The following is a 25,998-nucleotide window of genomic DNA, read 5'->3' on the forward strand; positions in this document are numbered from 1 at the left end:
CTCAAGGTTCGGGAGTATTGTGCATTTTAGTTTGTCTTGGTGGATGCAAGAAAAGCGTCCATATCGATCACTGGAATGAGGGCACCCTGATGCTCCATCACGGTAGGGAACAACTCGCGTTGCCACTCTTCCTCATTGCTTTGTAGCTGACTGTCCTCGGCAGAAGCTGTGTCCTCCACCTGATCGACAAGCAGAGCAATCTTCGCACGGCTGAGCAAAATCATTTTGTCCTCGGAGGAATCACTTGAAGCGGGAAGAAGCAGCTTTTTGCGTAAATTAAGGATCGTAAATACGTCACCGCGGATAGTCACCATTCCTTCATGCCACGCCTCGGAAAAGGGAAGCGGCGTCCCCTTCTTGGCATTCATGACTTCTTCTACTTCCACAAAGTTTAAAGCGAACTTTTTGTCCGCCAGACTGCACACAATAAATTCAGACATAGCAATTCTCCTTACATATTCAGATAAGCCATCACAGGTTGTGAATGAGCGGTAAAATGGGTTAACTATTGCGTTTTGACAGATGGAACGATAAAGTGGAGGATGCGGTAAAATGGTTGTAGTTAATCACAGAATATCACAAATGAGCAGTTAAATCTTCCAAAATAACAACCATACGGCCAAGGCGTGGCTTTAAGTTTCCCCTACATATATAATGTTTGGGACTAAGGCTGTGTCCGATGGCACTACATTTTAAGATAAGCGGGTTGAGGTAGAATGGATCATGAAAAGCAGCGATTAAGTATCGAGGCAGCCAGATTATACTATCTGAACGACTACAGCCAGCAAGATATCGCGGTCAAACTCGGGGTTTCGCGTCCTACGGTATCGCGGTTACTTCAGGCTGCAAAGGAACAGGGATACGTGCGGATTAATATTGTGGACCCGATGGAGGATATGGACGCGCTCGGAGAGCAGGTGAAGAAGAAATACGGGCTGGATACCGTGTTGGTCTGTTATTCGCCGTTAAATGAATATCAAGAGATCAAGAAGCATATTAGCAAAAAGGCTGCCGATTATTTGCATGAAACGGTACAAGATGCTGATATTATCGGAGTGACATGGGGAACAACAATGCATGCCGTGGCGCTTCATCTCCAACAAAAGCAGGTCAAGGGTGTTGAGGTGGTTCAGCTCAAAGGAGGCGTGAGCCATTCACATGTCAACACATATGCCGTGGAAACAGTGAATTTGTTCGCAGAAGCCTTTCATACCATAGCAAGGTATTTGCCGCTGCCTGTGATTTTCGACAGTCACGCCGTTAAGAAAATGGTCGAGGAGGATCGGCATATCCAGCGTATCATCGAACTTGGCAAGCAGGCGAACATCGCGGTGTTTACGGTGGGGACGGTTAAGGAGGATGCGTTGCTGTTCCGATTGGGTTATTTTAACGGGGAAGAGCAGAAGCTGCTGCAAAGAATCGGCAAGGGCGATATTTGCTCGCGCTTTTTTGATGATGAGGGCAACATATGCAGTCAGGAAATTAACAGCCGTACCGTCGGGATTGATTTGCCTGATTTGCGAAAGAAGGAGAAGTCCATTCTCGTAGCTGGAGGCCAGCGCAAAGTGGAGGCTATTCGGGCATCGCTGCGTGGCAAGTATGCGAATATCTTGGTGACGGATCAATTTACGGCACAAGCACTTTTACAATAGAGCATGTCGGCTTCAATCCAGAATAAACATACGGTTATGGCGTGTGCCTACAGGGTAACATGTATTGTAGGTGAACGCCCTATGTACAAGCGTGAACATAATTTCAAAATGTGTTTTACATATGTTCAAAGCCGTGCTATGATGATCTCATCACAGAGAAATAAAGGACTATTGTCTTCACACTATTTTTCATTGAAGGAGCGTTTAGAGAATGAACATTGCAGGATTGATTGACCATACATTGTTGCGTGCAGATGCGACGAAGGATGAAATTACGAAATTGACCGCTGAGGCGAAAAAATATCAGTTTGCTTCTGTATGTGTGAATCCGGCGTGGGTAGCTTATTCGGCAGAGCAACTGGCAGGTACGGGCGTGGCCATCTGTACGGTTATCGGTTTCCCGCTGGGAGCGAGCACGTCCGCAACGAAAGCGTTTGAAACGAAAGATGCTATTGCTAACGGTGCGACTGAGGTTGATATGGTTATTAATATAGGCGCTTTGAAGGCACGTGATTTACAGCTCGTTGAGCAGGACATCCGTGCGGTCGTGGAAGCAGCTGCCGGTACACTGGTAAAAGTGATTATCGAAACATGCCTGCTGACAGACGAAGAAAAGGTACTGGCATGTGAGCTGTCTGTCAAAGCAGGAGCAAATTTCGTGAAAACCTCGACAGGCTTCTCTACAGGCGGAGCTACTGTGGAAGACGTAGCTTTGATGCGCAAAACTGTAGGGCCTGAGATTGGTGTTAAAGCTTCTGGCGGCGTACGCAGTCTGGAAGACGTACAAAAATTAGTAGAAGCTGGCGCAAGTCGGATCGGTGCAAGTTCCGGTGTGAAAATCATCGAGGGCGAGCAGTCTACATCTTCCTACTAAGTTTATTTTAAAGTCATGGAGGGATTCGCGATGAAGGATCAATTGATTCAGAAAGCGCTTGAGGCGCGTAAACAGGCATATGTTCCGTATTCAAATTTTCAAGTGGGTGCTGCGGTTCTCGGAAGCGATGGCACGGTTTATCACGGATGTAATGTGGAAAATGCCTCCTACGGCTTATGCAATTGTGCAGAGCGCACAGCGATTTTCAAAATGGTATCCGAAGGCTGCCGTAAAATTGATTCGATTGCGGTTGTAGCTGACACAGAAGGGCCTGTGTCTCCATGTGGGGCGTGTCGTCAGGTCATTTCTGAATTTGCTCATCAAGATACCAAAATTTATCTGACAAACCTTCATGGCAACACGGAAGAGTGGACGATGGATAAATTACTGCCGGGTGCTTTTCGACCTGCTGATTTGGGGAAATAAAAAAAGAATGCCTCTTTCGGGGCGCATTCTTTTTATGCCTAATGTAAGCGCTTAATGTAATAAGGGGGAAAATAAAATGAAATATGTAATCGCTCTGGTGGGACTGCTCGTTGTATTTGCACTTACTTACGTTGCCAGCAGTGACAAGCGTAAAATCAGGTATCGTCCGCTGATAGTTATGGTTGTTTTGCAGGCTGCACTTGCTTTCGTATTACTGCACACAGGAATTGGCGAATTTTTGGTCAAAGGCTTTGCAGAAGGTTTTAATAGTCTTTTGGCATATGCGACTGAAGGGATTAACTTTGTTTTTGGCGGAATTGCGAATGAAGGAGCAGCACCGTTCTTTATCGGTGTATTGCTGCCAATCGTGTTCATATCCGCGCTGATTGGTATTTTGCAATATGTAAAAGTGTTACCTTTTATTATTAAATATATCGGGCTTGTCTTGAGCAAAGTAAACGGAATGGGTAAACTGGAATCCTACAACGCTGTAGCTTCGGCTATCTTGGGTCAATCCGAGGTATTTATTTCCGTTAAGAAGCAAATTGGTCTGCTGCCAAAACATCGGTTGTATACGCTGTGTGCGTCTGCGATGTCTACGGTGTCCATGTCGATTGTGGGAGCTTACATGCAAATGTTAAATCCCAAATATGTGGTCACAGCTTTGGTATTGAACCTGTTCGGCGGCTTTATAATCGCTTCGATTATTAATCCGTACAAGATTGAAAAAGAAGATGATTTACTGGAGGTTCAGGAGGAAGAGAAGCAGTCCTTCTTCGAAATGCTCGGGGAGTATATTATGGACGGTTTCAAGGTTGCTATTACGGTAGCTGCGATGCTGATCGGTTTTGTGGCGCTGATTGCCATGGTTAACGGGATTTTCTCCTGGTTGTTTGGAATCAGCTTTCAGGCGTTGCTTGGATATGTGTTTGCGCCATTCGCTTTTGTCATGGGTATTCCGTGGAACGAAGCCGTTCAGGCGGGTAGCATTATGGCAACCAAACTCGTATCCAACGAATTTGTGGCCATGCTGGATCTGACCAAGCAAACAGGCTTGTCTGAGCGCACGGTCGGGATCGTATCGGTATTCCTCGTATCCTTTGCAAACTTCTCATCCATCGGTATCATTTCCGGGGCTGTGAAGGGTCTGCATGAAAAACAGGGAAATGTGGTGGCCCGCTTTGGTCTGAAGCTGTTGTACGGGGCGACGCTGGTTAGCGTGCTGTCGGCGACGATTGCAGGGTTGTTTTTGTAAAAAAAACAGCGAGTTAGGAAAGGATTTTTATGATGTCTAAATTCAAACGGATTCACTTGGTTGTTATGGACTCGGTTGGTATCGGCGAAGCGCCGGATGCTGCCCAGTTTGATGATTACGATGTAGATACACTCGGTCATATTGCCCGCGAACGTGGCGGTCTGAAGATGCCGAATATGGGTAAGCTCGGTCTGTCCAATATTCGTTCCATAGAAGGGGTGCCAGCGGCCGAAAAGCCGCTCGCGTATTACACCAAAATGCAGGAAGCGTCCAATGGCAAGGATACGATGACTGGCCATTGGGAAATCATGGGCTTGAATATTGCGGTTCCTTTCCGTGTATTCCCCGATGGTTTCCCAGATGAGCTGATTCAGCGCATTGAGGAGCACACAGGCCGCAAAGTCATTGGCAACAAGCCTGCCAGCGGAACGGAAATCATTGATGAGCTGGGCGAAGAACACGTGAAAACTGGAGCGCTCATCATCTATACCTCGGCGGACTCTGTGCTGCAAATTGCGGCGCATGAGGAAGTTGTACCTTTGAAGGAGCTCTATGAGATTTGCGAGTTCTGCCGTAAAATCACGCTGGAAGATCCGTACATGCTGGGTCGCATTATTGCACGTCCGTTCGTAGGCGAGGCAGGGAACTTTTCCCGCACTTCCAATCGACATGATTATGCGCTCAAGCCGTTTGGTCGCACCACAATGAACGAGCTGAAAGATGCAGGCCTGGATGTGATCGCCTTGGGTAAAATCTCCGACATTTATGACGGCGAGGGTGTGACGAAGGCAGTGCGCACGGTGTCCAATATGGACGGCATGGATAAGCTGGTGGCTACGCTGGATGAGGATTTTACCGGATTAAGCTTCCTGAATTTGGTGGACTTTGACGCTGTATACGGTCACCGCCGTGATCCGCAGGGATACGGTCAAGCTTTGGACGATTACGATGCCCGCCTGCCGGAGGTTTTTGCCAAAATGACCGATGACGATCTGCTGATCATCACTGCAGACCATGGGAATGACCCGACGTATCGGGGTACGGATCATACCCGCGAATATGTGCCTTTGCTGGCGTATTCCCCGCGTTTTACAGCTGGAGGTAAGGAGCTAGCAGTTCGTAAAACGTTTGCTGATATTGGTGCGACGGTAGCGGACAACTTTGGTGTAAAACTGCCAGAGCACGGAACGAGCTTTTTGGCAGAACTTCAATAATGATATAAGCACGGACAAATGGGACGGAGGAATAAAAACATGAGTGTACACATTGGAGCCAAACCTGGAGAGATTGCTGAAACGATTTTGCTGCCAGGAGACCCGTTACGGGCGAAGTTTATTGCTGAAACGTATCTGGAGGACGTGACCTGCTACAACGAGGTACGCGGAATGCTCGGATTTACGGGAACGTACCAAGGCAAACGCCTGTCTGTACAAGGAACTGGAATGGGGCTACCGTCTATCAGTATTTATGTCAACGAGCTGATTAGCGAGTATGGTGTGAAAAACTTGTTCCGCGTGGGTACATGCGGCGGGATGAAGGAGCATGTGCACGTTCGTGACGTGATTTTGGCACAGGCATCCTGTACGGATTCCGGCATGAACCGCCATATCTTTGGCGGCTACGACTACTCGCCAATTGCCAGCTTCGATCTGTTGAAGGGTGCTTATGATCGCGGTGTTGCCAAAGGCTTGAATATGCATGTCGGCAACGTATTCAGCTCAGACAGCTTTTACCGTGATGACAAATCAGTTGTACAAAAGCTGATGGAGTACGGCGTGCTGGGTGTGGAGATGGAGACTTCGGCTTTATATACGCTGGCTGCCAAGTTTGGCGTAAACGCACTGACGATTCTGACGGTAAGCGATCATTTGCTGACAGGTGAAGAAACGACAGCGGAAGAACGGCAAACAACCTTTAAAGAAATGATGGAAGTTGCACTGGATACAGCAGTATCCCTGTAAACGATCATACGTACAGTGAGGAGAAATGACATATGAGAATGGTAGACTTGATCGAGAAAAAACGTGATGGAAAAGAACTGACAACTGAGGAAATTAACTTTATTATCCAAGGCTACACTCAGGGGGAAATTCCTGACTATCAGGTCAGTGCATTGGCGATGTCCATTTTCTTCAAAGATATGACGGAACGGGAACGTGCTGATTTAACGATGGCAATGGTTCATTCAGGGGATACGATTGATTTGTCCGCGATTGAAGGTGTAAAGGTAGATAAGCACTCCACTGGTGGTGTGGGCGATACGACAACACTGGTACTGGCTCCACTCGTAGCGGCTTTGGACATTCCGGTAGCAAAAATGTCAGGCCGCGGTCTCGGACATACCGGTGGAACGATCGACAAGCTGGAGGCTATTGCAGGTTTCCACGTAGAAATCAGCAAGGACGAATTCGTGGATCTGGTAAATCGCAGCAAAATTGCGGTAATCGGACAAAGCGGCAACCTGACGCCTGCGGACAAAAAGCTGTATGCCTTGCGTGACGTTACGGCGACGGTAAACTCCATTCCGCTGATTGCCAGCTCGATTATGAGTAAGAAAATCGCTGCCGGCTCCGATGCCATCGTGCTCGATGTAAAAACAGGTGCAGGCGCATTTATGAAAACCGTAGATGATGCCAAAGAACTGGCACATGCAATGGTAAGCATCGGTAACAATGTGGGTCGCAAGACAATGGCGGTTATCTCCGATATGAGTCAGCCGCTGGGTCTGGCCATCGGTAACTCGCTGGAAGTTAAAGAAGCGATTGATACGCTGCGTGGCGAAGGACCCAAAGATCTGGAAGAGCTGTGTATGGCTTTGGGCAGTCAGATGGTATTTTTGGCAGGGAAAGCAGATTCCCTTGAAAACGCCGAAGAGAAGCTCAGAGAAGTCATTCGCAATGGCAAAGCACTGGAGAAATTCAAAGAGTTTATTGCGAATCAGGGCGGCGACGCTTCTGTAGTGGATCATCCTGAACGCTTGCCACAAGCACAGTATCTCATTGAAGTGCCTGCGAAGCAGGATGGTGTGGTAGCTGAAATCGTGGCTGACGAAATCGGTACTGCCGCGATGCTGCTGGGAGCAGGTCGTGCGACCAAAGAATCAGAGATTGATTTGGCTGTCGGCCTGATGCTGAACAAAAAGGTCGGGGATACTGTTCAAAAAGGCGATTCGCTGGTTACCATCCATGCGAACCGTGAAGACGTAGCCCAAGTGCTGGAGAAAATCTACGCGAACATCCGTATTGCGGATCACGCGGAAGCGCCAGTGCTGATCTACGGAACAGTGACAGAGTAATTGGTAAGCCATATTCATAAAGTCGTAACAGTAGCATGGTTTTGAAGCCGGAGCCCTCAGTTTAGGGGGCTTCCGGCTTTTTTGTTGTTCTCGTTCTCAGGCACTGAACGGCAGAGTTTAAAAAATGCGGTTGTCAATTTCTAGTGCGGACACTATACTGAACTTATAAACTGACGACCGTTCGTAAGGTAATTGGAGGAAGAACATGACACTACAAAAAATCAAAACAGTTAGCTTGCAGCAATTTGCGAGAAAGGGATACGATGCGGCTTCTCTGCAACTGATTGCTGATGAGGTAGGGATTAAAAAGCAGTCTATTTATGCCCATTTTAAAAGCAAAGATGATTTGTTTTTAGACATATTTGCGGATGCGGTGGATCAAGAGATTTTGGAGCTGGATCGTTATTTTCAAGATCAATCCGAACAGTCACTTGAAGTTGTCCTGCGTGGGTTAATCGTTGAATTCAAGGAACGCTATGAGAGCGCCATGAATTTGCGTTTGATTCTGTATGTCGGCTTTCTGATTCCATCTGCGTTGGAAAACCAGGTTCAGGCTTTGGTCACACGCTATGTACAGCATAAAACCAGCTTAGTGTATGATCGGCTGGCAGCAGAAACATCGGTTAAGCTTCGTGTTCCAGCTCAATCTGCCGCGACAGCCTATATGAATTTAATTGAAGGCATGCTGGTAGAACTGGTGTACAACGGCACCGCCAGTTTTGATCCGCGTCTGGACAGCTCTTGGGATATTTACTGGCATGGCTTGATTCAGGCCTGAACATCTGAGCACTTGAAGTAAACATGATTTTATTGGGGGAAGAGAGCAGTGTCTGTGAAAGGAACCTTTTGGTCCAGAAACTTTATATTTTTGATGATTTCCAACGCTTTATTGTTCATGGCATTTGAAATGCTTATGCCCACGCTGCCGCTGTTTGTGGAAAGCCTTGGCGGCAGTCCTTCACAGATTGGATTAGTGACAGGCGTGTTTATGTGTTCAGCTATATTGATTCGTCCATTTTCCGGTACGCTGATCCAGCTTTTAGACAAGAAGTACGTTCTGATTATCGGAGTTGTGATTTGTATGCTGGCAACGGGAAGCTACATGCTTTCCACCAGTTTGGTACTGCTGTTAGTATTTCGGCTGGTGCATGGCTTTGGATTCGGCATTGCGAGCACGTTATATGCTACCTCAGCATCAGATGATTTGCCGCCTCATCGTATGGGGGAAGGAATGGGCTACTTTGGCGTAGGTGAAACCGTAGCGATTTCAGTGGGACCACTGATCGGCATATGGATGCTTCATGCGTCAGGTTTTAACGGGCTATTTTCCACGGGAGCTGTAATTCTGCTGCTGTCGCTCGTTATGAGCGTATTGGTTCGTCGCCGTTCTGCGAAACCCACGACGGCGGATACAGCGAAGGAAAAAACGAAAGTTCCATTTAAATTATTTGAAAAAAGAGTGCTGCTGCAATCTTGTCTTGTACTGCTGGTTGGCGTGGTGGCAGGTGGAGTGATGTCTTTCGTGGCCTTATTTGCCAAGGAGCAGGGCTTTACCAACGCGGCATGGTTCTTCTTTACGGTGGCTATGGCAAGCTTCCTCGTCCGGCTGGTGTCCGGTAGAATTTTTGATACTAAAGGTCCAGCTTATATCCTGATTCCTGCAGGGATCGTGCTTATCGCTGCCATCGTTATGGTGGCCTCATCGCGGACCGAGTTACAATTTTTGATCGCTGCTGTGCTGTATGGTTTGAGCTTTGGAGCTATTTTCCCGGCTTTACAGGCTTGGGCAATCAGTGTGGTCGGAGAAGATGAGCGAGAGGACGCTGTCGGCTCCTTTTATAATTTCTTCGATTTGGGGATTGGAGGAGGCTCTTTGATTCTAGGGATGGTTGCGGGGTTAACCTCTTATCAAACGATGTACTTGTTCTCCACTTTGCTGATTGCTGCCTATCTCATTATATTTGTGGTTTATAGCGTATTGGATAAGAAAAAGTCCCGTAACACGCTGAACGTATAAGCTACTATTACGGAATTCGGAATGTATGATAGTGCGCTGGCGTATGGATGCCTTTGATCAAGTTTGAAAAATATGACAGTCGGACTCATAATAGATATGAGTTCGGCTTTTTTTACGAAGGAGGACATGAAATGGTGGAGAAATGGGTTTGGGTTGGGGTTGCCGGAGCAATCGTAGGTTATGTTACTTTTGCCAACATATCGACAAACACATATACTACATCAACGTCGAGTGTGACGCATCCGGCAGTACCGCTTAGCGCGCAGAGTGAGAATGGGGGCGCAGCGAAGCGTATCGTACATGATCAAAGAATGCATTTTGAAGGACAAGGCGAAACGAGCTTTAAATTTGAAGAGGGGCGCAAGCTGTACATCAGTATCAAGAATACAGGTAAGCAACCCGTACAATACAAGCTCAATAGTTCGAATGGGTCAGACTTGCAAGGTACAACGAGCGGGTTTACTAAACGAACGTTGCAGCCGGGAGAACGCCACGATCTGCTGTTTATAAAGCCGGAGGGGCAGGATGAAGCTGTAAATGACTCCTTGAAAGAGCTGATTTTGAAAGTAAGTACGGACGATGGATCGCAAGGAATTGTTAAAACCTTCGCATATATTACACTGTAACTGCTTCCAGAATGGGCACGACATGCGGTCATTAGCCTACTTATGTTACAATAGAACGGTTGAAGACTTAATGAACAGAATAGGTCAGAGCAGAAAGCAGAAAGGATGACCCGTTGTGCCCAAAACCCATGAATTCGGTAATCAAAAGATGTCACGGAGGCTGTCACTCACAGCCATTTTACTTACACTTACATTTGTAGCACTTGCTGGCTGTGGCCAGGATAAGAATGCTGAAACCAGTGATGCCGGAGGCAGTACAAGCGTGATCGAGAATGGAGCTGGTGGCAATCGTAGCGGTTCAGCCCAAAGTGACAAAGCAGCGAAAGAGAGCGGGAGTGCAGAAAACAGCGGTAATGATGCACAAAAGTCAACTCCTTCGGCCCCAGCTACTTCATCGGATACATCTTCTTCTCCGTCTGCCCCCAATTCATCGCAAAATCCTTTTGAGGTAGCTGGTATTCAAGACCCTAAAGCGTTTTTGAACACATTCAAAGCGTTGCAGAAGGCTGTTGCCGACAATGACAAGGAAAAGGTAGCCAATTATATTTTGTACCCTCTGCGTGTCAATGATAGTGAAAAGTCGCTAACGATTCCGAATAAGGAAGATTTTATTGCCAAGTATGATCAGATTTTTACGGACGCGATTCGCGAGGCGCTGGTCAATCAAAAGACAGATGATTTGTTTGTCAATTATCAGGGAGTCATGGTGGGATCGGGTGAGCTGTGGTTGAGAAGAGCTACGAATAATCCGAAGCTTTTTGGAGTCTTTTCGATCAATCTTGAGACGGTAGCCAACTAAGTCGTACTCCGCGTGTGCAAATAGCCTCTAGGTGGTCGGAAACATATATAATGTTTCTGACTGTCCCCCCCCCTTTGAAGAAAGCAAAGTACAGATCATCCATACTAAAAAAAGGTTTGACATCACTCATAAACTCTCGTATTATATCCATATAACTCATTAAACAGGTAGGAATTAAAGAATTAAAGTATGATCTCGCCATTTTGGCGGAGAACCTCTAGGAACAGCAGGCAGACACTGTCCACGCGACAGGTTTGACCTATCAGGGCTGCATCAGGGAATTCTCCGCTCTTTTTTGATTATGTCTGTAAATAACAGGCGTAAATGAATGTATATTTACAAATTACATAGAATTAGGGGTGGCTTGATGAAGAGGAAATGGAAAAGTGGACTTATTCTCGGACTATCTTTGGTTTTAACGATTATGCTAAGTGCTTGTGGGGCAAGCAAGGAAGGGACGCAGGCGGATGGTAGCTCTACTGCCGGTTCCAAGGACGTGGAGTTGCTGAATGTTTCTTATGATCCGACCCGTGAATTGTATGAGGCATATAATAAAGCGTTTGCTGCCCATTGGGAGAAGGAGAAAGGGCAGAAGGTTACGATCAAGCAATCTCACGGGGGATCTGGCAAGCAAAGTCGTTCTGTGCAGGATGGGCTGGATGCGGATGTGGTCACCCTGGCCCTGGGCTATGATATTGATGCGCTCCAGGATAAAGGACTTGTTAAAGAGGGGTGGCAAAGTAAATATGAGCATAACAGCTCTCCATACACTTCAACCATCGTGCTACTGGTGCGTAAAGGGAACCCGAAAGGGATCAAGGACTGGGACGATTTAATCCGTGGTGATGTGCAAGTCATTACACCGAATCCTAAAACTTCGGGCGGAGCCCGTTGGAACTATCTTGCAGCCTGGGCCTATGCGCTCAAGAAGAACAATAACGATGAAGCCAAAGCCCAGCAGTTTGTACAAGAGCTGTATAAGCATGTGCCGGTACTGGATAGCGGAGCACGTGGAGCGACAACGACTTTCGTAGAGCGTGGAATTGGCGATGTGCTGATTGCTTGGGAAAATGAAGCACTGCTCTCTGTGAAGGAGCTGGGTGCGGATAAATTCGATATCGTGTATCCGTCGATCAGTATTTTGGCTGAACCTCCGGTGGCGGTAGTCGATAAGGTGGTAGATAAAAAAGGTACACGTGAGGTGGCGGACGCGTACCTGAAATATTTGTACAGTGAAGAAGGGCAGACCATTGCTGCCGAGAATTATTATCGCCCAACATTGGAGAGCGTGACGGCAAAGTTCAAGGATCAATTTCCTAAACTGGAGCTCGTAACCTTGAAGGATGTATTCGGAACATGGAAGGAGACGCAGCAGAAGCATTTCAGCGACAAGGGCATTTTTGACCAGATTTATGTACCCGGCAGTTCATAAAATAAGTTGACTGTGAAGGCGATTGGATCGGTAGCCGCGAGTGTCATAGTGAATGGATTCAGAGAGGGATGGACAGAACATGAGTCAAGTGCAAGCCACCCGAAAACGCGTACTTCCCGGGTTCGGGTTAACAATGGGTTATAGTGTGCTGTATCTCAGTCTGGTGGTGCTGGTGCCTTTATCGGCACTGCTCCTGAATTCAACCGGACTGACGTGGGAGAAGTTTTGGGATGTGGCAACGGATGCCAGGGTGCTGGCTTCCTACAAGGTGAGTTTCTTGTGTGCCGCGGCTGCGGCGCTGATCGACCTGTTTCTCGGTTTATTGATAGCCTGGGTGCTGGTGCGTTATGATTTTCCGGGGAAACGGATTTTTGATGCGGTAATTGATCTGCCCTTTGCTTTGCCTACGGCTGTGGCGGGGGTCGCTTTAACCGCTCTATATGCGCAAAATGGCTGGATCGGTTCGTTGTTCGAACCGCTTGGGTGGAGAATGGCGTACTCACAGACGGGGATTACACTCGCGCTGATGTTTATCGGCATTCCGTTCGTCGTACGGACAGTTCAGCCGGTGCTGGAGGAACTGGACAAGGACGAGGAGGAGGTCGCTGCTACGCTGGGGGCGGGCAGATGGCGTACCTTCCGCAGCGTTATTGTGCCGGAGCTGGTGCCACCGCTGCTGACGGGTTTTGCGCTCGCCTTTGCCCGTGGCATTGGCGAGTACGGCTCTGTCGTCTTCATCTCTGGCAATATGCCGATGAAGACTGAGATTGCTCCACTGCTCATAATGTCCAAGCTGGAGCAAAATGACTATGCCGGGGCTACGGCGGTAGCGTTGATGCTATTGGTGATATCATTCGTGCTGCTACTCGTAATTAACAGCATTCAGCGCTGGTCACGGCGGCGTGCTGTCTAACACAACTGTCTAATGTAACTGTCTAATGTAACTGTCTAATGTAACTGTCTAATGTAACTGTCTAACGTTAACATGCAGGGCTGCGCATTATACCCCGCGTTCTAAGGAGGGACACATCATGTCACAAGCGATAACTGGGCAGGAGCTTGCTTCTGCACCAGTGCCTTCATCCGCACCGCCCAATAGAGTCACAACCGAAGCACCTTGGGTGAAGTGGACGCTGATTGGTGCTGCTTTTCTAGCTTTGCTGTGGGTGCTGGTATTGCCGCTAATCGTCGTGCTTACCGAAGCGCTCAAGCAGGGATGGAGTGTATACGTTGAAGCGTTACGGGACCCGGATGCCATGTCCGCATTGCGGTTGACGCTGCTGGTGGCAGCGATAACGGTCCCGCTGAATACGGTATTTGGTGTAGCTGCCGCCTGGCTGATCACGAAATTTCAATTTCGCGGCAAAGGCTTGCTGGTCACCTTGATTGATTTACCCTTTGCCATCTCTCCTGTCGTCGGAGGACTGATGTATGTGTTAGTGTTCGGCGCACAGGGCTGGCTGGGGCCGTGGCTGGACGAGCATGATATTAAAATTATATTTGCTTTGCCGGGCATTATTTTAGCGACGCTGTTCATCACATTTCCTTTTGTGGCGCGCGAGCTCATTCCGCTGATGGAAGATCAGGGACAGCAGGAGGAGGAAGCGGCAGTCACACTGGGCGCGCACGGCTGGCGTATTTTCTGGAAAGTGACGCTGCCGAACATCAAATGGGGTCTGCTGTATGGCATCATTTTGTGTAATGCGCGAGCCATGGGTGAGTTCGGTGCGGTGTCCGTCGTCTCGGGACATATCCGTGGAGAGACGAACACACTTCCGCTGCATGTAGAAATTTTGTATAACGAATATCAGTTCTCGGCATCCTTTGCGGTGGCCTCGTTGCTGTTGTTACTTGCTCTGGCAACCTTGGTGCTTAAAAGCTGGTTTGGACGCAAACGCGTGCATTAATTTATGATTCTGTATATGATCCCATAGGGCCTCTCTTTGCGTCTATCGTCTGTTAACGGCGAGAAGATGGGAAGGGAGGCCCTTGTTCTAAGGTGGCTTATATGGATAATAAAATGATCATATCAAGGCACGTTGGTGTGCCCAGGAGGAGCGAAGGGAAATATGAAACATCCGTTTCAGTCCTACCGTCAGCTGTTTCCAGTGCTGTCCTCACATATCCATGTAGGGAGTTGTTCCCAGGGGGCCGTATCGAGGCCGGTTTCCGCTGCCATTGAGGAATACCATCGAAGTTTGCTGCAACACGGTCATAACGGTGACCTGTCTATGGCACGTTTGGAAGAAGCCAGAAGGCATTTTGCCAAGCTAATCGGGGCGGAGCCTGACGAAATTGCGGTGCTGTCCTCAGCCTCTGAGGCGATTGCCGGGGTGGCCACAGCCCTTTCTTATGTACTGGGAAAAGAAGGAATTGTGTATGCGGATACCGACTTTCCGACGGTAGGACACATCTGGCAGGCACAGGATATGTTCCGTGATCACATCCGCTGTATCCCTTCCACCGAGGGAGAAGTGATGATAGAGCAGTATGAAGAGCATGTTACGGAGAAAACTGCGCTCGTTATGGTATCCCATGTGAACTATACCAATGGGTTTCAGCAGGATCTAAAATCCATTGCAGATATAGCTCACCGAAATCAGGCATTACTGTTTGTGGATGCCTATCAGTCTGCAGGAATTATTCCGGTGGATGTAAAAAAAATGAACGTAGATATTCTGGTCGCGGGAGCACGCAAATATATGCTGGGAATTCCGGGAGTGGCTTTTCTTTATGTAAGCAAGGATCGAATAGACCGCTTCAAGCCCCGTCTTACAGGCTGGCTTGGACAGGAGTCCGCTTCCCGGTTTGATATTGCTCACCCGGTTCTGGCAGCGGGAGCCCGACGCTTTGAGACGGGATTGCCTTCTTTCATTAGCATTTTTGCCGCCAATGCCGCCTTAAAGCTGCTGCTGGAGATTGGGGTTACGAACATTCAGGTCTATATGAGTGAGTTGTTGGATTTTTCCGTTGAATATGGACGCCGCAAAGGGTTACACATACGTACACCTTACAGAGGAGGCACATTACCAAGCCTGCTTGCTGTTGAAGTAGCCGATGTGTCGGCTGTGGAGAGGCGTTTGAGAAGCCAAAATATGATCGTGTCAGCACGAAAGGATGTTATCCGTGTGGCTCCGCATTTTTACAATACGGCAGAGGAAGTCCGACGGGTAATAGATGAACTGGCTGGGAGTTGTTGAGCATCAAAAGCCTCTTCCGAGTGAATGGGAGCATAACATTCCCCTTTTACACTGGAGAGGCTTTTTTGGCGTCGAAAATTCTAATTATACGATCCGTTTGCGCAGCCAGCCGGAAATCAGATCCGTCAAAATGATCAGGACCACAATGCCGAGCAAGATAACGCCTACACGGTTCCAATTGCGCATTTGGAGTGCAAACAGCAGTGGAGTACCAATACCACCTGCACCGACCAGACCGAGCGTGGTAGCGGAACGGATGTTAATTTCAAAACGGTAAAGCGAATACGAAAGAAACTGTGGAATCACCTGCGGTAGCACGGCGAAGAAAATCACCTGCCAACGGTTGGCACCGCACGCGATCAAAGCTTCCTGGGGCCCGTGATCGACGCTTTCGATCGTTTCCGAGAAAAGCTTCGCCAGCATGCCGATGGAGTGAATGCCGAGGGCAAGCACACCCGCAAACGAGCCGGGTCCAACGGCTTTGATAAATAAGATGGCGACGATCATTTCGGGAAATACCCGGATGACACTAAGTACAAATTTCCCGCTACCCGATAAGGGACGCAGACGGGTCATATTGCTGGACGCCCAAAAGGCGAACGGAAGGCAGACAAATGCAGACACGAAGGTTCCGAGCACTGAAATGACCAGCGTATCCAGCAACCCGCGCAGCAAATCCTCTCCCTCAGGGATGTAGACGAACGACCAGTCGGGATGAAGGAAGCCGTCCAATATAGCGACAGAGACACTTTTGGCCGTTCCCTGCAATCCTTCAAACTGCATCCCGCGAAAAGCCCAAATATAAATGATGATTAGCAGAATAGCGATCGCCCATAAGCGCAGGCGGGAGCCAATAGGTCTGCGAAGCGTAGGATCATTCATAATAATTTCCTCCGTAGCAGGTTACTGCCGTAATCAATCGCAAGGACGATGACGAGGGTCAGTAGAATAATGATGCTTGCCCGGTCATATCGGAACAGCCCAAGGGAACGGTCAAGCAGCAGACCGATACCGCCAGCGCCGACCAGACCCAGAACGGAAGCCGCGCGCACATTAACCTCAAAGGTGTACAGCAAGTACGACACAAAATAAGGCAGCGCCTGCGGCACCACACCGAAGGCGATGACTTGAATGCGGCTCGCGCCAACAGCAGTCATGGCTTCCAGCGGCCCGGGATCAATGGCTTCAATTGCCTCAAAGGTCAGCTTGGCTATGATACCGAAGGAGAAGAAGAGCAGGGCGAGCATCCCTGCAAACGGCCCGATGCCGAACACCGCCACAAAGATCGAGGCAAACAGCAAATCGGGAATCGTCCGCACCAGATTCAGGATCGTGCGCATCGGCAGCGAAATCAGCTTGCGCGGCATCACATTGTAGGCGCATAGCAACGCAACAGGGATCGCCAGTATTGCTCCCAGTGTCGTGCCGACAATGGCGATCTGGATCGTTTCCAGCATCGGTTTCCAGATGGTAGGCAGGTAGCTCCAGTCAGGTGGAAACATTTCGCCCAGCAATTTGCCCATCTCCGGCAAACCGACGATCAACTGGTAAGGTGTGGCATCCGTATGAATGGAGCAGGCTACCAGCACCACGATAAAAATCATCCAGGTGGCGTAACGCTTATAACGCCCTGGCAAGGGTGGCCCTGCTGCGGGCGGCTTGCTTGGCTGCGGCGGTCCAGCATGCGGTGACGGTTGCGTCGAAGAGAGCGGTTGGGCAGTAGAGTCGGGCTTCATGATCCCACTCCCAGCAGTTCATCATGCTTGATGGCCCGGCCGTAGATCTCCGCAAAGGCCTCGTCCGTAGCTTCCTCCGGTGTGCCGTCAAAGACGACTTCTCCGGCGCGCAGTCCGATGATGCGCGTCGCATATTCGCGCGCCAGATCAATGAAATGCAGATTGACGATGGTCGTAATCTGCATTTCACGGTTGATCCGCTGGAGGTCGTCCATAACCTGGCGGGTAGTCAGCGGATCAAGCGACGCCACAGGCTCGTCCGCCAGAATGATTTTAGCCTCCTGCGCCAGTGCGCGGGCGATGGATACACGCTGCTGTTGACCACCGGACAGCTCATCGGCTCGGCTATAGGCTTTTTCGCGGATGTTCACGCGTTCCAGCGCCGTTAGTGCCAGTTCGATATCCTCCTTCGGAAAGAGACCGAGAATGGTCCGCAGCGTCGAGTGATAGCCGACGCGGCCGGAAAGTACATTGCGGAGCACCGTCGAACGCTTAACCAGATTGAAGCTTTGAAAGATCATGCCGATATCACGGCGAATGCGCCGCAGCTCGCTGCTTCCAGCAGACGTGACAGACCTGCCACCCACGACAATGTCGCCGGACGTAATGTCATGCAGTCGATTAATGGAACGCAGCAAGGTAGACTTACCTGCACCGGATAAGCCGACAATGACGACCATTTCTCCCTCCTGAATCGTCAAATTAATATTGTTCAACCCCTTGGTGCCGTTCGGGTATGTTTTCGATACGTTACGGAATTCGATCATATGCTCCCAACTTTCTCCCCCGATGGGGTGGAATGAAAACAACACCGCCATGAATACATGGACGGTGCTGCCCTGTCATTCGTAAAGCCTGTTTCGTAGCTGTTACTTCATACAGTACCTTGTTTGCTCCTGTTACTTAACCGCTTGGCCGACGGCTTCGGCGTATTCACGCACAGAGTCGAAGTTTTTATCGTCGCCCTTTTCATAACCTACATGGGTGTAAATTTCTTTAATGATTTCGCCGCCTTCAGGGTCTTTGGCAATGTCAATAAAGGCTTGGCTGATTTTGTCTCTCCACGCTTGATCCATATCGGAACGTACGCTGACTGTGTCATTTGGAATTTTAGCTGTGTAATGAATGACGCGTGTTTTTTCAAATACATCGGGGATCTCCTTCTTCACCGTGTTACGTGCATCCTGAAAAACAGCGACAGCATCAACCTGACCGTTCAGCAGCGCCAGAATAGCAGCATCGTGGCCTTTGATCGTTACACCCTGCACATCCGTGTCCGGGTCCACGCCAGCTTTTTTCAGTTCTGCTGCGGGGTACACGTAGCCTGCGGAGGAGGTTACATTTTGCCAGCCGACCTTCTTACCTTTCAGATCAGCCAGGGTTTGAATCGGAGAATCCTTTTTCACCACGATCATCGCTTTATAAAAGTTTACTTTTTCAGTCGTGTCCTTGCCTGTGGCATCTTCAATGCCGTAGCGTTGAGCTTGCAGCAGCAAGTCGGCTGCTTTACGGTTATCGTGGGCCAGTACATAAGCATTTGGCGGAAGGAATCCTACATCTACCTGTTTGGAAGACATGGCTTCTACAATCGTATTGTAGTCAGGAGATACGGTGACTTTCACCGGGATTCCGAGCTTGTCCCCCAGCAGCTTTTCGAGCGGTTTGGCTTTGGCTTCGAGTGTATCTGCATTTTGGGAAGGAACGAACTGTACCTTTAACTCTTTAGGAACATAGGCTGTGCTTTCGCTTTTAGAGCCATCTGTACCCGGAGTGGACGCGCTGTTGTTATTGCTTGCATTGGAGCCACAAGCGGCCAGACCCGCTGCCAGTGTGAAGGTCATGCACAAGGCCAGTGCTTTTTTGAACAAAATAATTTCCCCCTAAACATAGTAATAACGAAATAAAATTAAAAAACCTGTAAATTCTGTGACAAACCAAATCTTAACAGCTCGTCCCGCAGCTAGGGTAAAAACCACTCCTGACTTTGGTAAAACCTATGTAAAATTTATCGTATGCTGAAAACCGCCTTCTGGATTTATGCAAAATGCTTCTTTTAACATTCTCTTAACAGTGCTCTGTTAGACTTGTTCAAGCTCTATGACCGAAGCTGAGGGAGAGAACGAGATTGGATATTTTGGATATTAATGAAAAGGCAGGCCAGGAAAATGTAGGTCCTGTGAGGGTGAAGTTCCGCATTATGGTTACAACCGATCTGCATGTCAGCTTGTGGAATTACGATTATTATACGGATCAGGAAACGTTGCATTACGGTCTGGCGCAAACCGCCAGTCTGATTCAAACGGCCCGGGCGGAGGTGCCCAACCACCTGCTGTTGGATAACGGAGATGTTATTCAAGGGAATCCGATGGGAGATTATGCTGTACAACGCCTTCAACAGGACCCAAGCGCGGTGCATCCCGCCTATAAAGCCATGAATCTGCTTGGATATGAGGCAGGCAATATCGGTAATCATGAATTTAATTATGGATTGGAATATTTGCAGACTTGCCTTCGAGGAGCGCAATTTCCTTATGTTAATGCCAACATTTATATAGCGGGAGAAAAAGAACGAAATTACTTCACACCTTATCTATTGCTGGATAAGACGGTAGAGGATCAAGCAGGCGGTAAGCATCTGTTGAAGGTGGGGGTCATCGGCTTTGTGCCTCCGCAAATTATGCAATGGGACAAGGCGTGGCTGGAAGGAAAAATCATCGTCAAAGATATGCTGGAAACGGCAAGACGATTTATTCCACAAATGAAGGCGGCGGGAGCCGATCTGATCATTGCCATGCCCCATGCGGGCTTCGAAGATATTCCCGAAACGCCTTATATGGAAAATGCGGTGCTGCATCTGAGCAGGGTGGAAGGGATCGACGCTATTGTGTTTGGCCATGCACATAAAGTATTCCCCAACCCTTCGTTTATGGGTAAAACAGGTGTCGATGCAGAGCGAGGTACCATCCACGATATTCCAGCGGTAGAGCCGGGCTTCTGGGGAGATCACCTGGGTGTCATTGATCTGGACCTGATCTTTAGTGAAGGGAAGTGGCAAGTGGTTGCCTCTGCTGCCGAGGTACGCCCGGTGTATGATCCGATACGCAAGGAGGCGCTGGTACAACCGGATACTGCCATTCAGCAGTCGGTAGCAGAAGAGCACGCCGGAACACTGGAGTATATTCGCGCATCTGTAGGTCAGACGACGGTGGCGGTGAACAGCTTTTTTGCCCAGGTGATGGATGATGCTTCGGTTCAGCTCGTGAATAACGCGCAAATTTGGTATGTGAAGCAGCAGATGCAAGGGAGCGAGTACGAAGGGTTACCTGTTCTGTCGGCAGCAGCTCCTTTTAAAACAGGCGGCAGATACGGCCCGACCTATTACACCGATATTCCGGCGGGGACGTTGGCGATCAAGCATATCGCGGATCTGTACAATTTTCCGAATACGCTGCATGTCGTTCGACTGTCTGGGGCCGAAATTCGGGAATGGCTCGAGTGGTCTGCCGGCCAGTTCCGACAAATTGATCCTTCAGCAGAACAGGAGCAGGAGCTGATTAATTCTGATTTTCCGAGCTTTAATTTTGATATCATCGACGGCATCAGGTATCAGATTGATGTAACACAGCCTGCCAGATATGATGCTGCCGGAGAATTAAAGGACCCAGATGCGCACAGAATCATTCAGATGTCTTTTGATGGCGAACCGATGGATATGCAGCGAAATTATCTGGTAGTCACGAACAACTATCGCGCGTTTTCCTCTGCACTGGTCAATCCAGGTGGAGAGCGGATTATACTTGCTTCACCGGATGAAAACCGACATGTGCTGACCGAATATGTGCGGCATATGAAGACACTGACGCCAAAAGCAGATGGTCATTGGTCCCTCGCCCCATGGCCGGGTCGTCCGCATGTGACCTTCCTGACCTCGTCGCAAGCAATGGATGCCGCCAATGCCTATTCGGAGCTGCTTTATGAAGGATTAACAATAGAAGGATACGCTAAGTTTGCCATTGATTTTGGGCGTCTCTAAATCCATAGTAAACTATGTTCTACCCTCATAAATTTACAGTATTACAACCCATGAACAGACCAAACCCTCGGGCGCGGTCTTTTTTCATAAAACGGATTTAAAATCGTACGAAGTTCGTGATTTTATATGTCCAGAGTCGCGTTTAAGTTGTTGACCTCCCGTATAATTAGACATATACTTTGATTAAACAAATTTTGGTTTAAAAGGTAATGAAAAAGTCACCATCATTCGTTTGAGGGGGTGTCCCTTTGGAAAAAAACACCACGATCCGCGCAGAAATAGAAAAGTATATTCAAAGTGAAGGCATTTCGATGCAATGTTTTGCAGATGCTTCCAAGGTAAATCCGGGTACACTTAGCGGTATACTTAACCGGAACCCACCACGGCCTATCTCAGTCAATCAGCTTGATCTGATTACCGAGGCGATGGGTTTGGAAGAAGGATCTTTGTTCGAGATGTATGTGGATGAATGTTTTATTCATTCCTTACCACACTGGAGGAGGTTGCGTCCGTTTCTTCTCCGTTGCTCAGAGTTGAACAAGCTGGACTGTATACGCAGTGTGCTTGGCTATTTGATGGACGATTTATCGAACATTCCAGCTATTTTTGAGACGGCAGAAGCGATGTTTGAGGATGGCAGACATGAAGCCTCCATGCTTCTGTATGATTGTGTCATCGAGAGTGAGAAGTATACCCACTCCGAAAGGTTGGCGATCAGCTATTTTCGCATATTCCAGATTCAGATTAAGGATAACAAACGGAACTTGAAGGCTGCTGTACAGTTCCATTTGTACCGTAGTCGTCTACCGGAAACTTACGCATTGGAAGGCTTACATATGCTATCTCAAGTGTTTGCTTTAAAAATGCAATGGTCCGAGATGGAAATGTATGCGGACGAGCTAAGAGAGCTGGCGCAGGCATTGTATCGCAATCGGAACCGTTTTGGAGATGAGCACCTGGAGCTGCTTAAGCCGCTTGTTTATTACTATGCTCAGGGGCATCTGCTCAAGGCCAGCTGCTATGAGTTTCAGGGCAGATATGAGGAATCCAAGCAATGGATTGAAGGTTATGCAGATTTGAGCTGGTTTGAGGGCTTGGACGAGGAAGGCTGGAAAGTGGTCAACATGCACCGTGTATACGCACAGGGCAATCGACTTTGTATTGAAATTAAAATGGGCAACACTTCTGCAATCTATGAATATATTACTTATCTACGCGAGCATCCGGATGAGACACTGGAAGGTTTGAACACATTGCTTGAATCGGCGAATCGGTTCGGTTATTTCGCGGATGCCGAGCTGGCACTGTTCAGTCAGCAACTCAAGAGCTTCTGGGAGCTTGCACCGGAACAATGGGACACACATTATCGCAAGCACTTTAATGCATTTCGCTTTGCATCCTTTTGTAAGGTGTATGCGGAATATCATTTTCGAAAAGGCGATTACCCCGAGGGATTGGGACAAACACTGCATTGCTTGCAACTGTCTGTCGATAATTACTATACCGAGCATATCATTGGTTGTATGGCTTTATTTGAGCAGCACCGGAATTTTGCTACCCCGGAACAGCAGCAGTTGTATCAGAGTCTGTGCCTGGGCGTACGGGCAAATGAAAAGAATCATGCCTACGATCACAGTACCGGTGGGTATTTGTAATTCCAAGTTTCATTCGAATTCTTCATATAACACGTTCTTGCGAGGATGTTCCCGTTTCAAAGGGGATGTTCTCGTTTTTTAGTTGTTGCTGCTTCTTGTGACTTTTAGTATAGAAAGGACAGTTTGCGCGTTGACAAGTTTCGCATGCAGGATTAGGATAAATGCAGCACAGAAAGTGAAGGAGAGCATGTACAAAATGACGATTCCCAAAACATTAACGATAGCCGGCTCCGACACAAGCGGTGGAGCGGGTATTCAGGCAGACCTGAAAACCTTTCAAGAGCTTGGCGTATATGGTATGACCGTATTGACAACCGTAGTTGCGATGGAACCTAAAACCTGGGACCATCTTGTATATCCTGTTGCGTTGGATGTGGTAGAAGCGCAACTGCGTACTGTATTGGAAGGTATCGGTTTTGATGCGATGAAGACCGGTATGCTTGGTTCCGTAGATATTATCGAGCTGGTTGCCAGCCATTTGAGGAAGCATGATCTGAAACGGATCGTGATTGACCCGGTTATGGTCTGCAAAGGTACGGATGAAGTGCTTCAGCCGGAAAATACAGAGGCGATGCTGGAATTGCTGATTCCTGGCGCCGACCTGGTAACACCGAACTTGTTCGAGGCTTCGCAACTGGCGAAGAATGGACCGATCACGACGCTCGAGCAGATGCAGGAAGCGGCTGCGATTATCCATGAGCGTGGAGCTAAGCATGTGCTGATCAAGGACCGTGGCAAAATTCGCGCAGGTAAAGCAATGGATCTGCTGTATGACGGAATCACTTTTGACTGGTTTGAAGCCGATGTTGTAAAAACAAACTTTACCCACGGTGCAGGCTGCACCACTTCGGCAGCGGTAACGGCTGGTTTGGCACAAGGGCTGACTGTACGTGAAGCAGTGGATCAGGCCAAGAGATTCATTACACAGGCGATTGAAGGTAGCTTCAAGCTGAATGAATTTGTCGGTCCGACCCTGCATGCGGCACATCGTTTGCAGAATCAATAAGCTTGCAAAATCTATAAATAAGCATTGATAGTGTGTAACAAAGAGGTCTTATAAATCTCCAATAGGCTGCATATATATAATAATTGCTTGAGGCAAAGATATCTGTAGATAAGAGCCAGCTTGGCTCCAAAAGCCGCAATACATGGTATTGCGGCTTTTGAGGTTGTATTTTTTTGGAATTTCAGCTTCCAGTTTGGTCTAATCGTACTGTATAATAGGCATCAGATTTATTACATTTAAGGAGGAACCGAAGCAATGACATTATTCAGCCAAATGGCTTACAGTCGACCAGAGCAACCAGAAATTGAACAGCGGTTTAAAACGCTTTTACAACAGTTTCGTCAAGCAGATAGCGTAGAGCGTCAAAATGAAGTGATTCATGCGATTAACAAACTGCGCAGTAACGTGGAAACGCAATTGCAATTGGTGGAAGTTCGGCACTCCATTGATACGGAGGACGCCTTTTACAAAGCGGAGCAAGAGTACGCTGATGATTTCATGCCGGTTATTCAGGAGTATGTAACCGATTACTACCGGGCATTGGTGGATTCTCCATTCCGAGCCGAGTTGGAGAGTCAATGGGGCAGCCAGCTTTTCAGTATTGCCGAGGTAGCACTCAAGTCGTTCCACCCGGATATCATTGAGGATTTGCAGCAGGAGAATAAGCTGACCTCTGAATATGCTCAGCTTATTGCTTCAGCGAAGATCCCGTTCGAGGGAGAAGAACGCACATTGTCGCAGCTCCTGCCTTTTGAAATGGCTACCAACCGAGAGACACGCAAACAGGCCTCCGAGGCTAAATATCAATTTATGAGTGAGCATGAGGACGAGCTGGACCGGATTTATGATGAACTGGTGAAGGTACGCACGCGCATGGCACACAAGCTGGGCTATGACAACTTCGTAGAATTGGGCTATGCCCGCTTGGGACGTACAGATTACAATGCGGAGATGGTAGCTAATTTCCGCGAGCAGGTGCTGAAGCACATTGTTCCTCTGGCAACCAAGCTGAAGGAGCGTCAGCGCGAACGGATCGGAGTAGATCAGCTTCGCTATTATGACGAAGGCTTCAACTTCCTGTCAGGCAATCCTACGCCTAAAGGTGACCCGGAGTGGATCATTCGTAATGGAGCACGTATGTATGAGGAACTTTCACCGGAAACACATGAATTTTTCAGCTTTATGATCGAACGTGGATTGATGGATCTGATCAGCAAAAAGGGCAAGCAAAGCGGAGGCTATTGTACATTTTTGAGCGAATATGGCACGCCGTTTATTTTCTCCAATTTCAATGGTACATCCGGTGACATCGACGTATTGACGCATGAAGCAGGTCATGCCTTCCAGGTCTATGAAAGCCGACATTTTGAAATTCCTGAGTACCATTGGCCAACCATGGAGGCGGCTGAGATCCACTCTATGAGTATGGAGTTTTTCGCATGGCCTTGGATGAATCTGTTCTTCGAGGAAGATACGGACAAATATCACTTTGAACATCTATCTTCATCGTTGCTGTTCGTGCCTTACGGTGTAGCCGTGGACGAATTCCAGCATGCCGTATACGAACATCCAGACTGGACCCCCGCCGAACGTAAAAGCGCATGGCGCTCCATTGAACGTAAGTATAAACCGCATCTGGATTATGAAGGCAACGAGTATCTGGAGCAGGGCGGATTTTGGCACAAACAGGGTCATATTTTTCAATCCCCGTTCTACTATATTGACTATACACTCGCGCAACTGTGCGCGTTCCAATTCTGGAAACGCATGAGTATCGACCAGACAGCTGCGTGGGAAGATTATTTGAAGCTATGTCGTGCCGGGGGAAGTCGATCCTTTACCGGATTGGTTGAGCTGGCTGGACTGATCTCGCCGTTCCAAGATGGCTGTATCGCCTCTGTAATCGGAGAAATCGAAGCATGGCTGAACAGTGTGGATGATAAAAAGCTGTAAGCATAGCTAAAAAGGGCATTTCGCTTACCTGTCAAAGCT

General features: G+C 48.3%; 24 protein-coding genes. 19 read left to right on the forward strand and 5 right to left on the reverse strand.

Annotated elements, in window-relative coordinates; all coding sequences use genetic code 11:
• Positions 1-26 precede the first annotated feature (26 nt).
• Positions 27-440, reverse strand: a complete 414-nt coding sequence (locus tag AC6EJC_RS15165) for a chemotaxis protein CheW (protein WP_444954692.1) — start codon at positions 438-440, stop codon at positions 27-29.
• Between the two features lie 276 nt (positions 441-716).
• On the opposite strand from AC6EJC_RS15165, the gene deoR reads away from it, so the two are divergent.
• The 15 genes from deoR to AC6EJC_RS15240 all read left to right on the forward strand — a co-directional run bounded on the left by deoR (position 717) and on the right by AC6EJC_RS15240 (position 15,576).
• Positions 717-1,652 carry a DNA-binding transcriptional repressor DeoR gene (gene deoR, locus AC6EJC_RS15170; RefSeq protein WP_444954693.1) on the forward strand — a complete coding sequence of 312 codons (936 nt, stop codon included), beginning with the start codon at positions 717-719 and terminating at the stop codon, positions 1,650-1,652.
• 211 nt (positions 1,653-1,863) lie between these two features.
• Positions 1,864-2,526, forward strand: a complete 663-nt coding sequence (deoC, locus tag AC6EJC_RS15175) for a deoxyribose-phosphate aldolase (protein ID WP_444954694.1) — start codon at positions 1,864-1,866, stop codon at positions 2,524-2,526.
• 30 nt (positions 2,527-2,556) lie between these two features.
• Positions 2,557-2,952: a cytidine deaminase gene (locus tag AC6EJC_RS15180; protein ID WP_444954695.1), complete on the forward strand. Its 396-nt coding sequence runs from the start codon at positions 2,557-2,559 to the stop codon at positions 2,950-2,952.
• Between the two features lie 76 nt (positions 2,953-3,028).
• Positions 3,029-4,207 (forward strand): NupC/NupG family nucleoside CNT transporter, encoded by a 1,179-nt coding sequence (locus AC6EJC_RS15185; RefSeq protein ID WP_235306383.1) that lies wholly within the window; start codon positions 3,029-3,031, stop codon positions 4,205-4,207.
• Between the two features lie 29 nt (positions 4,208-4,236).
• Positions 4,237-5,421 (forward strand): phosphopentomutase, encoded by a 1,185-nt coding sequence (gene deoB, locus AC6EJC_RS15190; protein WP_444954696.1) that lies wholly within the window; start codon positions 4,237-4,239, stop codon positions 5,419-5,421.
• Between the two features lie 39 nt (positions 5,422-5,460).
• Positions 5,461-6,168: a purine-nucleoside phosphorylase gene (gene deoD / locus AC6EJC_RS15195; protein ID WP_013312036.1), complete on the forward strand. Its 708-nt coding sequence runs from the start codon at positions 5,461-5,463 to the stop codon at positions 6,166-6,168.
• 32 nt (positions 6,169-6,200) lie between these two features.
• On the forward strand, positions 6,201-7,502 hold the full coding sequence (locus AC6EJC_RS15200; protein WP_444954697.1) for a pyrimidine-nucleoside phosphorylase: 1,302 nt from the start codon (positions 6,201-6,203) through the stop codon (positions 7,500-7,502).
• A gap of 205 nt (positions 7,503-7,707) precedes the next feature.
• Positions 7,708-8,280, forward strand: a complete 573-nt coding sequence (locus AC6EJC_RS15205; protein ID WP_444954698.1) for a TetR/AcrR family transcriptional regulator — start codon at positions 7,708-7,710, stop codon at positions 8,278-8,280.
• Between the two features lie 48 nt (positions 8,281-8,328).
• On the forward strand, positions 8,329-9,519 hold the full coding sequence (locus AC6EJC_RS15210; protein ID WP_444954699.1) for an MFS transporter: 1,191 nt from the start codon (positions 8,329-8,331) through the stop codon (positions 9,517-9,519).
• A 131-nt stretch (positions 9,520-9,650) separates the two neighbouring features.
• Positions 9,651-10,145 carry a hypothetical protein gene (locus AC6EJC_RS15215; protein ID WP_444954700.1) on the forward strand — a complete coding sequence of 165 codons (495 nt, stop codon included), beginning with the start codon at positions 9,651-9,653 and terminating at the stop codon, positions 10,143-10,145.
• A 115-nt stretch (positions 10,146-10,260) separates the two neighbouring features.
• Positions 10,261-10,944, forward strand: a complete 684-nt coding sequence (locus tag AC6EJC_RS15220; protein ID WP_444954701.1) for a hypothetical protein — start codon at positions 10,261-10,263, stop codon at positions 10,942-10,944.
• 367 nt (positions 10,945-11,311) lie between these two features.
• The gene (locus AC6EJC_RS15225) at positions 11,312-12,376 is read left to right on the forward strand and encodes a sulfate ABC transporter substrate-binding protein (protein WP_444954702.1); all 1,065 of its coding nucleotides are present in this window, start codon (positions 11,312-11,314) and stop codon (positions 12,374-12,376) included.
• A gap of 79 nt (positions 12,377-12,455) precedes the next feature.
• Positions 12,456-13,289, forward strand: coding sequence for a sulfate ABC transporter permease subunit CysT (gene cysT / locus AC6EJC_RS15230; RefSeq protein ID WP_444954703.1), 834 nt, complete (start codon positions 12,456-12,458; stop codon positions 13,287-13,289).
• Positions 13,290-13,407: 118 nt separating this feature from the next.
• Positions 13,408-14,283 carry a sulfate ABC transporter permease subunit CysW gene (gene cysW, locus AC6EJC_RS15235; protein ID WP_444954704.1) on the forward strand — a complete coding sequence of 292 codons (876 nt, stop codon included), beginning with the start codon at positions 13,408-13,410 and terminating at the stop codon, positions 14,281-14,283.
• A 162-nt stretch (positions 14,284-14,445) separates the two neighbouring features.
• Positions 14,446-15,576, forward strand: a complete 1,131-nt coding sequence (locus tag AC6EJC_RS15240; protein ID WP_444954705.1) for an aminotransferase class V-fold PLP-dependent enzyme — start codon at positions 14,446-14,448, stop codon at positions 15,574-15,576.
• A gap of 84 nt (positions 15,577-15,660) precedes the next feature.
• Here AC6EJC_RS15240 and phnE (AC6EJC_RS15245) read toward each other — a convergent pair whose 3' ends face one another.
• The 4 genes from phnE (AC6EJC_RS15245) to AC6EJC_RS15260 form a co-directional block, all read right to left on the reverse strand.
• A complete protein-coding gene (phnE, locus tag AC6EJC_RS15245; protein ID WP_013312028.1) occupies positions 15,661-16,458 on the reverse strand; it encodes a phosphonate ABC transporter, permease protein PhnE in 798 nt (265 codons plus the stop codon).
• A complete protein-coding gene (phnE, locus tag AC6EJC_RS15250; RefSeq protein ID WP_444954706.1) occupies positions 16,455-17,312 on the reverse strand; it encodes a phosphonate ABC transporter, permease protein PhnE in 858 nt (285 codons plus the stop codon). Before phnE (AC6EJC_RS15250) ends, phnE (AC6EJC_RS15245) begins: the two co-directional genes overlap by 4 nt.
• The gene (phnC, locus tag AC6EJC_RS15255) at positions 17,309-18,079 is read right to left on the reverse strand and encodes a phosphonate ABC transporter ATP-binding protein (RefSeq protein WP_023990372.1); all 771 of its coding nucleotides are present in this window, start codon (positions 18,077-18,079) and stop codon (positions 17,309-17,311) included. Before phnC ends, phnE (AC6EJC_RS15250) begins: the two co-directional genes overlap by 4 nt.
• A gap of 132 nt (positions 18,080-18,211) precedes the next feature.
• Positions 18,212-19,180: a phosphate/phosphite/phosphonate ABC transporter substrate-binding protein gene (locus AC6EJC_RS15260; protein ID WP_444954707.1), complete on the reverse strand. Its 969-nt coding sequence runs from the start codon at positions 19,178-19,180 to the stop codon at positions 18,212-18,214.
• Positions 19,181-19,437: 257 nt separating this feature from the next.
• Here AC6EJC_RS15260 and AC6EJC_RS15265 point away from each other — a divergent pair, with 257 nt between their 5' ends.
• From AC6EJC_RS15265 to AC6EJC_RS15280, 4 genes are all read left to right on the forward strand, one after another.
• Positions 19,438-21,345: a bifunctional 2',3'-cyclic-nucleotide 2'-phosphodiesterase/3'-nucleotidase gene (locus AC6EJC_RS15265; RefSeq protein WP_444954708.1), complete on the forward strand. Its 1,908-nt coding sequence runs from the start codon at positions 19,438-19,440 to the stop codon at positions 21,343-21,345.
• 248 nt (positions 21,346-21,593) lie between these two features.
• Positions 21,594-23,000: a DNA-binding protein gene (locus AC6EJC_RS15270; protein WP_444954709.1), complete on the forward strand. Its 1,407-nt coding sequence runs from the start codon at positions 21,594-21,596 to the stop codon at positions 22,998-23,000.
• Between the two features lie 196 nt (positions 23,001-23,196).
• Positions 23,197-24,006: a bifunctional hydroxymethylpyrimidine kinase/phosphomethylpyrimidine kinase gene (thiD, locus tag AC6EJC_RS15275; protein WP_444954710.1), complete on the forward strand. Its 810-nt coding sequence runs from the start codon at positions 23,197-23,199 to the stop codon at positions 24,004-24,006.
• A 255-nt stretch (positions 24,007-24,261) separates the two neighbouring features.
• Complete coding sequence (locus AC6EJC_RS15280; protein ID WP_444954711.1) at positions 24,262-25,959, forward strand: M3 family oligoendopeptidase; 1,698 nt, start codon at positions 24,262-24,264, stop codon at positions 25,957-25,959.
• Positions 25,960-25,998 lie beyond the last annotated feature (39 nt).

The sequence above is a fragment of the Paenibacillus sp. TY11 genome (assembly GCF_059772165.1).

Coding starts and splice junctions, on each gene's coding strand:
- AC6EJC_RS15165 (WP_444954692.1), bottom strand. CDS start 440: ATGTCTGAATTTATTGTGTGCAGTCTGGCGGACAAAAAGTTCGCTTTA.
- deoR (WP_444954693.1), top strand. CDS start 717: ATGGATCATGAAAAGCAGCGATTAAGTATCGAGGCAGCCAGATTATAC.
- deoC (WP_444954694.1), top strand. CDS start 1,864: ATGAACATTGCAGGATTGATTGACCATACATTGTTGCGTGCAGATGCG.
- AC6EJC_RS15180 (WP_444954695.1), top strand. CDS start 2,557: ATGAAGGATCAATTGATTCAGAAAGCGCTTGAGGCGCGTAAACAGGCA.
- AC6EJC_RS15185 (WP_235306383.1), top strand. CDS start 3,029: ATGAAATATGTAATCGCTCTGGTGGGACTGCTCGTTGTATTTGCACTT.
- deoB (WP_444954696.1), top strand. CDS start 4,237: ATGATGTCTAAATTCAAACGGATTCACTTGGTTGTTATGGACTCGGTT.
- deoD (WP_013312036.1), top strand. CDS start 5,461: ATGAGTGTACACATTGGAGCCAAACCTGGAGAGATTGCTGAAACGATT.
- AC6EJC_RS15200 (WP_444954697.1), top strand. CDS start 6,201: ATGAGAATGGTAGACTTGATCGAGAAAAAACGTGATGGAAAAGAACTG.
- AC6EJC_RS15205 (WP_444954698.1), top strand. CDS start 7,708: ATGACACTACAAAAAATCAAAACAGTTAGCTTGCAGCAATTTGCGAGA.
- AC6EJC_RS15215 (WP_444954700.1), top strand. CDS start 9,651: ATGGTGGAGAAATGGGTTTGGGTTGGGGTTGCCGGAGCAATCGTAGGT.
- AC6EJC_RS15225 (WP_444954702.1), top strand. CDS start 11,312: ATGAAGAGGAAATGGAAAAGTGGACTTATTCTCGGACTATCTTTGGTT.
- cysT (WP_444954703.1), top strand. CDS start 12,456: ATGAGTCAAGTGCAAGCCACCCGAAAACGCGTACTTCCCGGGTTCGGG.
- cysW (WP_444954704.1), top strand. CDS start 13,408: ATGTCACAAGCGATAACTGGGCAGGAGCTTGCTTCTGCACCAGTGCCT.
- AC6EJC_RS15240 (WP_444954705.1), top strand. CDS start 14,446: ATGAAACATCCGTTTCAGTCCTACCGTCAGCTGTTTCCAGTGCTGTCC.
- phnE (WP_013312028.1), bottom strand. CDS start 16,458: ATGAATGATCCTACGCTTCGCAGACCTATTGGCTCCCGCCTGCGCTTA.
- phnE (WP_444954706.1), bottom strand. CDS start 17,312: ATGAAGCCCGACTCTACTGCCCAACCGCTCTCTTCGACGCAACCGTCA.
- phnC (WP_023990372.1), bottom strand. CDS start 18,079: ATGATCGAATTCCGTAACGTATCGAAAACATACCCGAACGGCACCAAG.
- thiD (WP_444954710.1), top strand. CDS start 23,197: ATGACGATTCCCAAAACATTAACGATAGCCGGCTCCGACACAAGCGGT.
- AC6EJC_RS15280 (WP_444954711.1), top strand. CDS start 24,262: ATGACATTATTCAGCCAAATGGCTTACAGTCGACCAGAGCAACCAGAA.